Origin of the sequence: Streptomyces sp. NBC_00435, assembly GCF_036014235.1 — a bacterium.
Lineage (GTDB): Bacteria > Actinomycetota > Actinomycetes > Streptomycetales > Streptomycetaceae > Streptomyces.
The window spans coordinates 7,155,312-7,168,392 of the sequence record NZ_CP107924.1 but is presented as its reverse complement, the minus strand read 5'-3'; the positions used below and the strand labels follow the sequence as shown (position 1 = coordinate 7,168,392).

The window sequence follows — 13,081 nt, the reverse complement described above, 5'->3', positions numbered from 1 at the left end:
CACCCGTAGGCGGGCCGGGGGAATCGGCACCCTCTTGACCGCGGCGCACGAGACGCGTCAAGCCGCCGTCAAGGGCTCGTCAGCGTGCGTCGGCGGTGATCCGGAAGCGCAGTCGGCAGATGACGGCGTCGGTGTCGCGACGTACGGCGTGGGCGACGACGGAGCCACGCTGGTTCTGGAGCATGCGCTGCCACAGGTGGGCGGGTTCGGTCTCCGGGATGAGCACGGTGACCTGGGCGTCCGGGTGGGTCCGCGCGAGCTTGCGGACGTACGCCGACACCGGGCGGCCGAGCGAGCGGGTGTCCGGGGCGACCTCGACGAGTTCGACTCCGGGATTCCACAACTCCCAGTCCCTGCGCAGCGCTTCGGCCGTCCGCCGGTCCTCGGGAGTGGGGTGGGTGACGGTGACGGCGAGGACGTCGTCGCCGAGGGAGCGGGCGGCGGTGAGGGCCTGACAGGTCAGCTTCGAAAGCCCGGAGACGGGAACCACGACGAGCGACCGGGAACGGTGCGGCGGCTGCGGGACCCGCCCCAGTTCGAGGCGTTCGCCGATCTCCGCGTAGGCACGGTGGACCTTCTCGAAGCCGAGGACGATCAGCGGCAGGGCGAGCACGATCAACCAGGCGCCTTCGGCGAACTTGGTTGCGGTGACGACGACGGCCGAGACGCCGGTCAGCAGCGCGCCCAAGCCGTTGAGGGCGGCTTTGGCCCGCCAGCCCTTCGGGCGCTCACCGTTCCAGTGCAGGACCATGCCGACCTGGCAGATGGTGAAGCCGACGAAGACGCCGATGGCGAAGAGCGGGACGAGGGTGTTGGTGTCTCCCCCGGAGAAGGCCAGCAGGACGGCCGAAACGAGCGCCAGCCAGACCACGCCGTGGCGGTGCACCTGCCGGTCGGCCTTGAGGGCGAAGAAGTGCGGCAGGTGGTTGTCGCGGGCCAGCAGGCTCATCAGCACCGGAAGCCCGCCGAAGGACGTGTTGGCCGCCAGCGCCAGCAGAACCATGGTGGCGAACTGGACCACGTAGAAGGCCGCGTTGTGCCCGAACGAGGCGTCGGCCAGCTGGGCGAGGACGGTCACGCCCTCGACGGGCTGGAGGTGGAAGCGGCCGATGAGGATCGACAGGCCGATCAGCATGACGCCGAGGAGGGCGCCGAGGGCGACCTCTGTGCGCTGGGCACGGCGGGCGGCCGGGCTCCGGAAGGACGGGACGGCGTTCGCGACGGCCTCGACGCCGGTCAGCGCCGAGCACCCCGCGGCGAAGGCCTTCAGCAGCAACAGCGCACCCACGGTCGAGGCCCCCTCGCCGAGCGCGGAGGCGTGCCCGGTGGCTGAGGCCGTGCTGACCGGGCCGTCGCGGAAGAGCCCGACGACGATCATGGCCAGGATCGATCCGACGAAGAGCGCGGTCGGTACGAGGAATGCCTTGGCGGAGTCGACGACGCCGCGCAGGTTGACGGCGGTGACCAGGGCCAGGACGGCGAGGCAGATCCAGACGCGCTCGCCGTGGAGCCCCGGGAAGGCCGAGGTCAGGGCGGCCACGCCGGCGGTGACGGACACCGCGACGTTGAGGACGTAGTCGAGGATCAGCGAGGCCGCGGCGACCAGGCTCGTACGCCGGCCGAGGTGTCGTTTGGCGACGGCATAGGAACCGCCGCCGTCCGGGAACGCGGCGATCACCTGACGGTACGAGGCCACCAGCACGGCGAGGAGCAGGGCGATCGCGAGGGTGACGGGCAGGGTGAACCCCATCCCGTACGCGCCCGCGGCAGCCAGTACGAGGACGATCGACTCCGGTCCGTACGCGACGGACGCCATCGCGTCGAGGGACAGCGCGGCGAGACCCTGGACGGCGGTCAGCTTGTGCCGGTCACCTGGCCCGCGTGCCTCCGTATCAGGGGGCTCCTCCCGGCCCGGCCCCTGAGCGGTCGTGGTCGTCGTCCCTACGTCTGTGGCCATCTCGCCGTTCCCTCCGAATGAGCAAAGTGAGGACAGCGTCGGAGGCGCACCGGGTGGCCGCCAGCACTCTTGGCACGTTCTGTACGCCGGACCGGCCACTCTTCACGTGTTTCATACGCACGGTTGGCGGAGGCATATGAGGTCCGTCAAGAAGCTCTGCCGCGCGTTGCCCTGGATGTGCGGAAGGGCAGGCTTGATCCGGGTGCCACCAGCCCGACAGGTTCTGGACGGCGCTCCAAACCACATTCGGCTCGTCCGGACGGGAGGCATCACATGTCCGGGTACTGGTTCCGTCTCCGCGACCCCATCGCCCTGATCGCGGGCCTCCTGGCGCCCTTCCTCGTGGCGCTCGTCCTCGCGCCCTTCCGTACGGATGTCTCGTCGACGAACACCGCGCTGATCCTGGTCGTCGCCGTGGTCGCGGTCGCCGCCCTGGGCAGCCGGACGGCCGGGGCACTGGCCGCGCTCTCGGCGGCCGCCTGGTTCGACTTCTTCCTCACCGAGCCCTATCAGCGGTTCGCCATCACCGACCGCGACGACGTGGAGACAGCCGTCCTGCTGCTCGTCGTCGGCCTGATCGTCTCGCGGTTGTCCGTGCGCGCCCGCCGTCTCCGGGCGGTCGTGGTCACCGGCACCGCACACCTGTCAAGCCTCCGGGGGACCGCCCGGCTGGCCGAGGACGGTGGCTCCCCCGAGGGCGTGGTCGAGTACGTACGGCGGGCGCTCGTAGGCCTGCTGGGGCTCCGCGCCTGCCGCTTCGAATACGGCACCCTGATGGGCAACCTGCCCCGGCTCGAGCACGGCGGCGACCTGTGGTTGCGCCACGGGACCCGGATCACTGCGTACGCAGACTGGCCGGAGGGCCAGACCGAGCTGCGTGTCGTCGGGGGCGGGCACTACTACGGCCGCTTCCTCCTCGACCCCCACCCCGGTCGCCCCCTGCCCTCCGAGGAAGCCCGTCTGGTGGCGGTCGCTCTGGCCGCTCAGGCGGGCGCCGCTCTGGACTCGGCCGGCCTGCGCCACCAGGGCTGACCCGCCTGCGGGTGGCAGGCCGCGTAAGGACGGCGTCAAGGGTTCCCGTCCCGCCGTAAGGACCCCGTCAAGGCGTCTTAACACCCGGGTGAAGACACGGTTGTCTCGTCATCGGCCATCTGGCCGATTCATTTCTTCCCTTCTTCACTCAGGAGCTCACGATGGCCGATCTGGCCTTCGTCGTCACCACAGTCGCGGTTTTCGCGCTGGTGGCTCTCATCGCCCGGGGGGTGACCAAGCTGTGACCGTCGAGAACGTTGTCGGCCTCGTCGTAGCCGTCTCCCTGCTGGGTTATCTGATCCTCGCCCTTGTGTATCCGGAGAGGTTCTGAGCATGAGCCCCGTAACCGCTGGTGCGCTCCAGCTGCTCGCGCTGATCGGCGCGCTCGCGCTGGCCTACCGTCCGCTGGGCGACTACATGGCCCGGGTCTACTCCTCCGAGAAGCACTACAAGCCGGAGAAGTGGATCTACAAGGCCATCGGTGCCAACCCCTCGGCCGAAATGCGCTGGCCCGCCTACCTGCGCGCCGTCCTCGCCTTCTCCGCCGTGAGCGTCCTCTTCCTCTACCTCCTGCAGCGCGCCCAGGGCGTCCTGCCGGGCTCGCTCGGCTTCGTCGCGATCGATCCCGACCAGGCCTTCAACACCGCCGCCTCCTTCGTCGCGAACACCAACTGGCAGTCGTACTACGGCGAGCAGGCCATGGGTCACGTCGTCCAGACCGGCGGCCTGGCGGTGCAGAACTTCGTCTCGGCGGCGGTCGGCATGGCCGTCGCGGTGGCCCTCGTTCGGGGCTTCGCGCGCTCGCGCACCGGTGAACTCGGCAACTTCTGGGCCGACCTGGTCCGCGGCACCGTCCGCGTCCTGCTCCCCATCTCGGTGATCGGCGCGATCGTCCTGGTGGCGTGCGGTGTCATCCAGAACTTTGGCGGGATCCACGAGGTCGGCCAGTTCTTGGGCGGCACGCAGCAGTGGAACGGTGGGGCAGTGGCCTCGCAGGAGGTCATCAAGGAGCTCGGGACGAACGGCGGCGGCTACTTCAACGCCAACTCCGCTCACCCCTTCGAGAACCCCACCCCCTTCTCGAACCTCTTCGAGATCTTCCTGATCCTGGTCATCCCGTTCGCGATGACCCGCACCTTCGGCCGCATGGTCGGAAACCTTCGCCAGGGCTACGCGATCCTCGCGACCATGGGCATCATCTGGGTCGGTTTCACCGCCCTGATGATGTGGACCGAATTCGCCCACCACGGCCCGGCGTTCGATGTCGCCGGCGGGGCGATGGAGGGCAAGGAGACGCGTTACGGCATCGGCGCCTCCGCGATCTTCTCGGTGGCCACCACGCTCACGTCCACGGGTGCCGTCAACTCCTTCCACTCGTCGTTCACGGGTCTGGGCGGCGGCATCCAGCTGCTGGGCATGCAGCTCGGCGAGATCGCGCCCGGCGGTGTGGGCTCCGGCCTGTACGGCATGCTGATCATGGCGATCATCGCGGTGTTCATCGCCGGCCTGATGGTCGGCCGCACCCCCGAGTACCTGGGCAAGAAGATCGGCACCCGCGAGATCAAGCTCGCCGCCTGCTACATCCTCATCACCCCGGCACTGGTGCTGTGCTTCACCGCGGCCGCCATGGCACTGCCCACGCCGGGCAACTCGATGACGAACTCCGGGGCGCACGGATTCTCCGAGATCCTCTACGCCTACACCTCGGGTGCCAACAACAACGGCTCGGCCTTCGCCGGCCTCAACGCCGACACCCAGTGGTTCAACAGCACCATCGGCATCGCCATGCTGCTGGGCCGCTTCCTGCCCATGGTGTTCGTCCTCGCGCTGGCCGGCTCGCTCGCCGAGCAGAGGCCCGTCCCCGAGTCGGCAGGCACGCTGCGCACCGACAAGCCGCTCTACGCGGGCCTCCTCGTCGGCACGATCATCATCATCACCGGCCTCACCTACTTCCCGGCCCTGGCGCTGGGTCCGCTCGCCGAAGGGCTCGCATCATGAGCACCGCCACACCCACAAGGGCTCCGCACCAGGACGCGCCCACCGGCCACAAGCCGGACGGCGGGCGCGTGGGCAGCGGACTCTTCGACCCCAAGCAGCTGTTGAAGTCCTTCCCGGACGCCGTGCGCAAGCTCGACCCCCGGGTGATGGTCAAGTCCCCGGTCATGTTCGTCGTTCTGATCGGCTCGGTCGTCACGACCGTGCTTGCGATCAAGGACCCGACGGACTGGTTCGGCTGGGCGATCACCGCCTGGCTGTGGCTGACCACGATCTTCGCGAACCTCGCGGAAGCGGTGGCCGAGGGCCGCGGCAAGGCCCAGGCCGACACCCTGCGCAAGGCCAAGACGGACACCGTCGCCCGCCGCCTCGTGAACGGGGCCGAGGAGCAGGTGCCGGGCACGGAGCTGCGCATCGGCGATCTGGTGGTCTGCGAGGCCGGCGACATCATCCCCGGCGACGGCGACGTCGTCGAAGGCGTCGCCTCGGTCGACGAATCCGCGATCACCGGCGAATCGGCCCCCGTCATCCGCGAGTCCGGCGGCGACCGGTCGGCCGTCACCGGCGGAACGAAGGTGCTCTCGGACCGGATCGTCATCAAGATCACGACGAAGCCCGGCGAAACCTTCATCGACCGCATGATCGCTCTGGTCGAGGGCGCGGCCCGACAGAAGACCCCCAACGAGATCGCGCTCAACATCCTCCTCGCGTCCCTCACCATCGTCTTCCTGCTGGCCGTCGTCACCCTCCAGCCCTTCGCGATCTACGCGCACGCCAAGCAGTCGATGATCGTGCTCACCGCGCTCCTGGTCTGCCTGATCCCCACCACCATCGGCGCGCTGCTCTCCGCGATCGGCATCGCCGGCATGGACCGCCTCGTCCAGCGCAACGTCCTCGCGATGAGCGGGCGTGCGGTGGAAGCCGCCGGTGACGTTTCCACGCTGCTTCTGGACAAGACCGGCACCATCACCCTCGGCAACCGCCAGGCCTCCGAGTTCGTCCCGGTGACCGGCGCCGAGGCGGCCGAACTGGCCGACGCCGCACAGCTGTCCTCCCTCGCCGACGAGACCCCCGAGGGCCGCTCGATCGTGGTCCTGGCGAAGGAGAAGTACGGCCTGCGCGAACGCCACCAGGGCGAGCTGGTGGGCGCAGAGTGGATCCCCTTCACCGCCCAGACCCGTATGTCCGGCGTGGACGTGGACGGCCGCAAGGTCCGCAAGGGGGCCGCCGGTTCGATCACCGCGTGGGTCGGCGAGCAGGGCGGTACGGTCGCCCCGGACGCGGGCGCCAGGGTGGAGGAGATCTCCGGCGCGGGCGGTACCCCGCTGCTGGTGGCGGTGGAGGACGAGGAGGGTGCCCGGGTCCTGGGCGTCATCCACCTCAAGGACGTCGTCAAGGAGGGCATGCGCGAACGCTTCGACGAGCTGCGGCGCATGGGCATCAAGACCATCATGATCACCGGTGACAACCCGCTCACCGCGAAGGCCATCGCCGAAGAGGCGGGCGTGGACGACTTCCTCGCGGAAGCCACCCCCGAGGACAAGATGGCCCTCATCAAGCGGGAACAGGCCGGCGGCAAACTCGTCGCCATGACCGGCGACGGCACCAACGACGCCCCCGCCCTCGCCCAGGCCGACGTAGGCGTCGCCATGAACACCGGAACCTCGGCCGCCAAGGAGGCCGGGAACATGGTGGACCTGGACTCCAACCCCACCAAACTCATCGAAATCGTCGAGATCGGCAAGCAGTTGCTGATCACCCGCGGCGCCCTGACCACCTTCTCCATCGCCAACGACGTCGCCAAGTACTTCGCGATCATCCCGGCCATGTTCGCCGTGGTCTACCCCGGCCTCGACAAGCTCAACATCATGGGCCTGACCTCGCCCAACTCCGCGATCCTCTCCGCCGTCATCTTCAACGCACTGGTCATCATCGCCCTGGTGCCCCTCGCCCTCAAGGGCGTCCAGTACCGACCCACCAGCGCCGACAAAATGCTCCGCCGGAACCTGGGAATCTACGGACTCGGCGGCCTCATCGCCCCGTTCATCGGCATCAAGCTCATCGACATGCTCATCACCCTCATCCCCGGAATCGGCTGAACCCAATGAACAACTCTGTGGGCAACACAGCGCGCCTGATCGGTGCGGGCCTCCGAGCCCTTCTCGTTCTGACCGTGATCTGCGGGGTCATCTACCCGCTCGCCGTGACCGGGATCGCCCAGGCTGTCTTCAACGACAAGGCCAACGGCTCCGAGTTCAAGGACAGGAGCGGCCAGGTCGTCGGCTCCGCCCTGATCGGGCAGAGCTACAACCTCCCCAAGCGGAACCCCGACGACGCCGAAGAGGCCTCCAAGCCGGACCTCAAGTGGTTCCAGCCGCGCCCCTCCAACGGCCTCGGCGCCAACGGCGTCAACACCCAGTACTCACTGATCCTCTCGGGCGCCACCAACCGGTCCGCCGACAACGGCGCCGTCAACGGCCTCTGCACGGCGGGCGCGGAGGAAGGCACCCTGTGCGCCCAGGTCGTCGCAGCCAAGGACGCCGTCATCACGGACAACTCCACGGCCTCCTACACGGTCAAGCCCGAGGACGTACCGGCCGACGCCGTCACCTCCTCCGGCTCCGGTCTCGACCCCGACATCTCCCCCGAGTACGCCAGGCTCCAGATCCACCGCATCGCCGAGCAGAACAAGGTCGACGTCAAGCAGGTCGAGAAGCTCGTCGCCGACCACACCACCGGCCGCACCCTCGGCTTCATGGGCGAACCCCGCGTCAACGTCCTCGAACTCAACACGGCCCTCAAGGCACTGGCCAAGAGCTGACGTTCCGCATTGCAAGGTTCTGGAGCCGGCGGGACGCGGAGTTCCACCGCTTCGACTGTGAGGGGCCCTCGGCCTCCCGCCGGCTCCGACCCGTACCCACCGAAAGAGGAAGGCCCCACACCGATGATCAAGGTGCTGGTGGTGGAAGACGACGCCCAGCTCATCCGTGCGCTCAGGATCAACCTGGAGGCACGGAAGTTCGAGGTGGAGACGGCTACCGACGCAAAGACCGCCCTGAGGCTCGCAGCCGTCCGCAAGCCGGACGTCATCCTGCTGGACCTCGGACTGCCGGACATGGACGGCATCGACGTGATCAAGGACGTCCGGGAGGGCAGTGGCGTCCCGATTCTCGTGCTCTCCGCGCGGCACACGTCCCAGGAGAAGATCCGCGCCCTGGACGCGGGCGCCGACGACTACGTCACCAAGCCGTTCAGCATGGACGAGCTGCTCGCCCGGCTGCGGGCCGCCGTCCGCCGCCGGGAGGTTCCAGCGCCCGCAGATGAGATCTCGGTGGTCACGACCGAGGACTTCACCGTCGATCTCGTCGCGAAGAAGGTCCTGCGCAACGACCGCGGTGTGCGTCTGACACCCACCGAGTGGCACCTCCTGGAGATCCTCATCACCAACCCGGGGCGGCTGATCAGCCAGCGCAAGCTCCTGCTCGACGTCTGGGGACCGACGTACTCCGAGCACACGAACTACCTGCGGGTGTACATGGCCCAGCTGCGCCGCAAGCTGGAAGCGGACCCCTCACATCCGAGATATCTGATCACCGAGCCCGGCATGGGCTACCGCTTCGAGGGATGACGCGAGCACCATGGGACGCGGCAAGTTTCGTATCTACCTGGGCTCGGCCCCCGGCGTCGGCAAGACGTACGCGATGCTCTCGGAGGGCCACCGCAGGGTGGAGCGCGGCACCGACGTCGTCGTCGCCTTCGTCGAGCACCACAACCGTCCGCGCACCGAGGTGATGCTGCACGGACTGGAACAGATCTCACGGGGCGAACTGGAGTACCGGGGGTCCACATTCACCGAGATGGACGTCGACGCGATCCTCGCGCGGCACCCCGCCGTCGCCCTCGTCGACGAGCTCGCCCACACCAACGTCCCCGGCTCGCGCAACACCAAGCGCTGGCAGGACGTGGAGGAGCTGCTGCGGGCCGGCATCGACGTCGTCTCCACCGTCAACATCCAGCACCTTGAGTCCCTCGGCGATGTCGTCGAGACGATCACCGGGGTGCGACAGCGGGAGACGGTCCCGGACGAAGTGGTGCGGCGGGCCGATCAGATCGAGCTGGTCGACATGTCCCCGCAGGCCCTGCGCCGCCGCATGGCCCACGGCAACATCTACAAGTCCGACAAGGTCGACGCGGCTCTCTCCAACTACTTCCGGCCCGGGAACCTCACCGCCCTGCGCGAGCTGGCCCTGCTCTGGGTCGCCGACCGCGTCGACGAGTACCTCCGCGAATACCGCGGCGAACACAACATCCGAGCGACCTGGCAAGCCCGCGAACGCATCGTCGTCGGCATCACCGGCGGGCCCGAGGGCCGTACGCTCATCCGCCGGGCCGCCCGCCTCGCCGAGAAGGGCTCGGGCGGCGAGGTCCTCGCCGTCTACATCGCCCGCAGCGACGGGCTGACCGCCGCCTCGCCCAAGGAACTCGCCGTCCAGCGCACCCTGGTCGAGGACCTCGGCGGCAGCTTCCACCACGTCATCGGCGACAACGTCCCCGACGCGCTGCTGGAGTTCGCCCGCGGGTGCAACGCCACCCAGATCGTCCTCGGCGTCAGCCGCCGACGATCCTGGCAATCCGTCTTCAGACCCGGAGTGAGCGCCGCGGTGGCCCGGGAATCAGGGCCCGACCTCGACGTCCACATCGTCACCCACGACGAGGCCGCCAAGGGTCGGCGCCTGCCCGTCGCGCACGGGGCACGGCTCGGCCGGTCCCGGATCATCCGGGGCTGGCTGGTCGGCGTCACCGGCCCGGCGCTGCTCACCGTCCTGCTGAACCAGCTCGTGCCCGACCTCGGTCTGGCCAACGACATGCTGCTGTTCCTGACGTTCACCGTGGCGGCAGCGCTCCTCGGCGGGCTCCTCCCCGCCCTCGCTTCGGCAGCCTTCGGCTCGCTGCTGCTGAACTACTTCTTCACACCGCCGCTGCACGAGTTCACCATCTCCGACCCCAAGAACATCGTGGCCATCGCGATCTTCGTCGGAGTGGCCGTGTCCGTGGCGTCCGTCGTCGACCTGGCCGCCCGCCGCACCCACCAGGCCGCCCGGCTCCGCGCCGAGTCCGAGATCCTCTCCTTCCTGGCCGGCAGCATCCTGCGCGGCGAAACCGCCCTCGACGCCCTGCTCGAGCGGGTACGCGAAACCTTCGCCATGGAATCGGTCGCGCTCCTGGAACGCGGCACGGACGTCGACCCGTGGACCTGCGCGGGCAGCACCGGGCGCAACCCCGTCACCCGCCCCGAGGACGCCGACGTAGACACGCCCATCGGCGAGAACATGTCCCTCGCCCTGACCGGCCGGGTCCTGCCCGCCGAGGACCGCCGCGTACTCGGCGCCTTCGCCGCGCAGGCCGCCGTCGTACTCGACCGCCAGCGCCTGGTCGACGAAGCCGGGGAAGCCCGCCGTCTGGTCGAGGGCCATCAGATCCGCACCGCGCTCCTGGCAGCCGTCAGCCATGACCTGCGTACCCCGCTCGCCGGCATCAAGGTCGCCGTCACCTCTCTGCGCTCCACCGACGTCGACTGGTCCGGGGAAGACCGGGCCGAACTCCTCGAAGGCATCGAGGACGGCGCCGACCGCCTGGACCACCTGATCGGCAACCTCCTCGACATGTCCCGCCTCCAGACCGGGACCGTCGTCCCGATCATCCGCGTGACCGATCTCGACGAGGTCGTCCCGATGGCCTTGGCGGGAGTCCCCGACGACAGCGTGGCCCTGGACATCCCCGAGACACTGCCCATGGTCTCCGTCGACCGCGGCCTCCTGGAACGAGCCGTCGCCAACATCGTCGAGAACGCCGTCAAGTACAACCCCGTCGGTCAGACCGTCCTCGTCTCGGCCAGCGCCCTCGCCGAGCGCCTGGAACTGCGCGTCGTCGACCGCGGACCCGGCGTCCCCGACGAGGCCAAGGGCCGGATATTCGAACCCTTCCAACGCTACGGTGACGCACCCGCCGGCGCCGGAGTCGGCCTCGGCCTCGCCGTCGCCAGAGGGTTCCTCGAAGCGATGAACGGCACCCTCGCCGCCGAGGACACCCCCGGCGGCGGGCTCACCATGGTCATCACCCTGCCCGTCAGGCAGGGAACTCCCCCGTCCCGTCCCGACCTCCCGACGGGCGCCACGACGTGACGCGGTCGCGGGCAACCCCGTCCGGGACGCGGTGAGCGTCGCGGTCGCGGCCTGCGCGGTCCGCTGGGGCAGCCGCGGCGGCGAGTTCGCCCTGGAACGGCTCGGCGACGACGAAGGACCGTACGAGTCCGTCGACGAGGTCCACCGCCACCCACGCCGCGACCGGATCGACAAGGTGTCCGCCGGCTCCAGCGCTCGCTGGACCTGCAGGAAGCCCGGCTGTCCGACGCCTGAGGTCCGCCTTCCGCAGGGGCGCCGTCAAGATCACGTCAGCGCTTCGGGCTGCCGCGTCAAACATGCGTCAGCGGCGAGGGCCTCCCCCGACGAGCGGGCGTACGTTCGGCGAAGCACGCCGCGGCCATCCCGCCCGAGCGTCGCAGCGCACTTCCGACCAGGAGGAACACCATGCCTACCGCGGCGCACCCCGAGGACCCCGAGGACCCCGAGCCTTCCGAACCCTCCCCGGCCGGCCCGAACCTCCTGATCGGCTGAGGGGTATCCATGTCCGTCACCTCGCTGTCCCCATCCGCCCCGACTCCGCTCCCGGAAGCCTCCGAGGGACTCGCGGTCTGGCCAGCCTCGGCCCGCCCGGCCGCGGGAGGCGACATCACCGTCGCTGATGTCTCCCTCACGGACGCCGCCGACCGGTTCGGCACCCCGCTGTACGTCCTGGACGAGGGCGAGGTCCGCGACCGCTGCCGCGCCTACCGAACGGCCTTCCCCCGAGCGGACGTCATTTACGCGGCCAAGGCGTTCCTGTGCCGTGCCATGGCCCGCTGGGTCGAGGACGAGGGCCTGGGGCTGGACGTCTGCTCCGTCGGCGAGCTGGGCCTCGCCATGACCGCGGGTTTCCCCGCCGAGCGGATCGTGCTGCACGGCAACGCCAAGAGCCCCGAGGACTTGTACACCGCGGTCCGGCTCGGCGTCGGCCGCATCGTCCTCGACAGCACCTCGGAGATCGCCCGGCTGGCCGGGATCGTGCCGGACGGTGCACGCCAGCAGGTCATGATCCGGGTCGTGCCCGGCATCTCGGCCGGCGGTCATACCAAGACCCGCACTGGTACGGAGGACCAGAAGTTCGGCCTCTCGATCACCGACGGATCCGCCCAGCACGCCATCGCCAGGGTCCTCGCCCAACCCCGCCTCTCACTCGTGGGACTGCACTGCCACATCGGCTCCCAGATCTCCTCGGTCAAACCGTACGTAGCCGCGGTGCGCCGCATGGTCGGCCTCATGACCCAGGTACGGGACCACCATGGCCTGGAACTCCCCCAGTTGAACATCGGCGGCGGCCACGGCATCGCCTACCGGCCCGGCGAGGACAGCCTCGACCTCACCACCCTCGCCAACCGGGTCCTGGCCGAGCTGGCGGACGGCTGCGCCCACGCGAAGCTGCCCGTACCGCGCCTGACCGTCGAGCCCGGGCGGGCGCTCGTAGGGCCCGCCGGTGTGGCCGTCTACCGGGTCCTCACGGTCAAGGAGACCTCGGGGCGGACGTTCGTCGCCGTCGACGGCGGGATGAGCGACAACCCGCGCCCGGCCCTGTACGGGGTCCGGTACGCGCCCCGGATGATCGGACGCGCCTCGACGGCCCTGCCCGCCCTGGTCACGGTCGTGGGCCGGCACTGCGAGGCCGGCGACGTCGTGGCGGACGACGTCGCGCTGCCCGGCGACGTGCGACCCGGAGACCTCATCGCCGTGCCCGCCGCCGGCGCGTACCACCTGTCCATGGCCTCCGGCTACAACCTGGTCGGCCGCCCGCCCGTGATCGCGGTCCGGGACGGGTCCGCGCGGATGCTCGTACGCCGTGAATCCATGGACGACATGAACCGCCGGGACATCGGCCTGTAGGGCGGCCCGCGCTCGGGGCACGTCATGGGGTCGCTCGCCCCGGGTCCCCGCCATCGGGTCCTCA

9 protein-coding genes are annotated in these 13,081 nt (G+C 69.6%); 8 read left to right on the top strand and 1 reads right to left on the bottom strand.

Going from position 1 to position 13,081, the window contains the following annotated elements:
• Nucleotides 1-79 precede the first annotated feature (79 nt).
• Nucleotides 80-1,957: an APC family permease gene (locus OG389_RS32315; protein WP_328302241.1), complete on the bottom strand. Its 1,878-nt coding sequence runs from the start codon at nt 1,955-1,957 to the stop codon at nt 80-82.
• A gap of 273 nt (nt 1,958-2,230) precedes the next feature.
• On the opposite strand from OG389_RS32315, the gene OG389_RS32310 reads away from it, so the two are divergent.
• The 8 genes from OG389_RS32310 to lysA all read left to right on the top strand — a co-directional run bounded on the left by OG389_RS32310 (nt 2,231) and on the right by lysA (nt 13,017).
• The gene (locus OG389_RS32310) at nt 2,231-2,989 is read left to right on the top strand and encodes a DUF4118 domain-containing protein (RefSeq protein ID WP_328302239.1); all 759 of its coding nucleotides are present in this window, start codon (nt 2,231-2,233) and stop codon (nt 2,987-2,989) included.
• A gap of 241 nt (nt 2,990-3,230) precedes the next feature.
• Nucleotides 3,231-3,320, top strand: coding sequence for a K(+)-transporting ATPase subunit F (kdpF, locus tag OG389_RS32305; RefSeq protein ID WP_267724323.1), 90 nt, complete (start codon nt 3,231-3,233; stop codon nt 3,318-3,320).
• A 2-nt stretch (nt 3,321-3,322) separates the two neighbouring features.
• Entirely contained in the window at nt 3,323-4,987 is a 1,665-nt protein-coding gene (kdpA, locus tag OG389_RS32300) for a potassium-transporting ATPase subunit KdpA (RefSeq protein WP_328302231.1), read from the top strand.
• Nucleotides 4,984-7,083: a potassium-transporting ATPase subunit KdpB gene (gene kdpB, locus OG389_RS32295; protein ID WP_328302228.1), complete on the top strand. Its 2,100-nt coding sequence runs from the start codon at nt 4,984-4,986 to the stop codon at nt 7,081-7,083. Before kdpA ends, kdpB begins: the two co-directional genes overlap by 4 nt.
• Nucleotides 7,084-7,088: 5 nt before the next feature.
• A complete protein-coding gene (locus tag OG389_RS32290; protein WP_328302226.1) occupies nt 7,089-7,805 on the top strand; it encodes a potassium-transporting ATPase subunit C in 717 nt (238 codons plus the stop codon).
• A gap of 123 nt (nt 7,806-7,928) precedes the next feature.
• Nucleotides 7,929-8,612 carry a response regulator gene (locus OG389_RS32285; RefSeq protein ID WP_328302224.1) on the top strand — a complete coding sequence of 228 codons (684 nt, stop codon included), beginning with the start codon at nt 7,929-7,931 and terminating at the stop codon, nt 8,610-8,612.
• A gap of 10 nt (nt 8,613-8,622) precedes the next feature.
• Nucleotides 8,623-11,166 (top strand): sensor histidine kinase KdpD, encoded by a 2,544-nt coding sequence (locus OG389_RS32280; RefSeq protein WP_328302223.1) that lies wholly within the window; start codon nt 8,623-8,625, stop codon nt 11,164-11,166.
• A gap of 501 nt (nt 11,167-11,667) precedes the next feature.
• Nucleotides 11,668-13,017: a diaminopimelate decarboxylase gene (lysA, locus tag OG389_RS32275; protein ID WP_328302221.1), complete on the top strand. Its 1,350-nt coding sequence runs from the start codon at nt 11,668-11,670 to the stop codon at nt 13,015-13,017.
• Nucleotides 13,018-13,081: the final 64 nt, after the last annotated feature.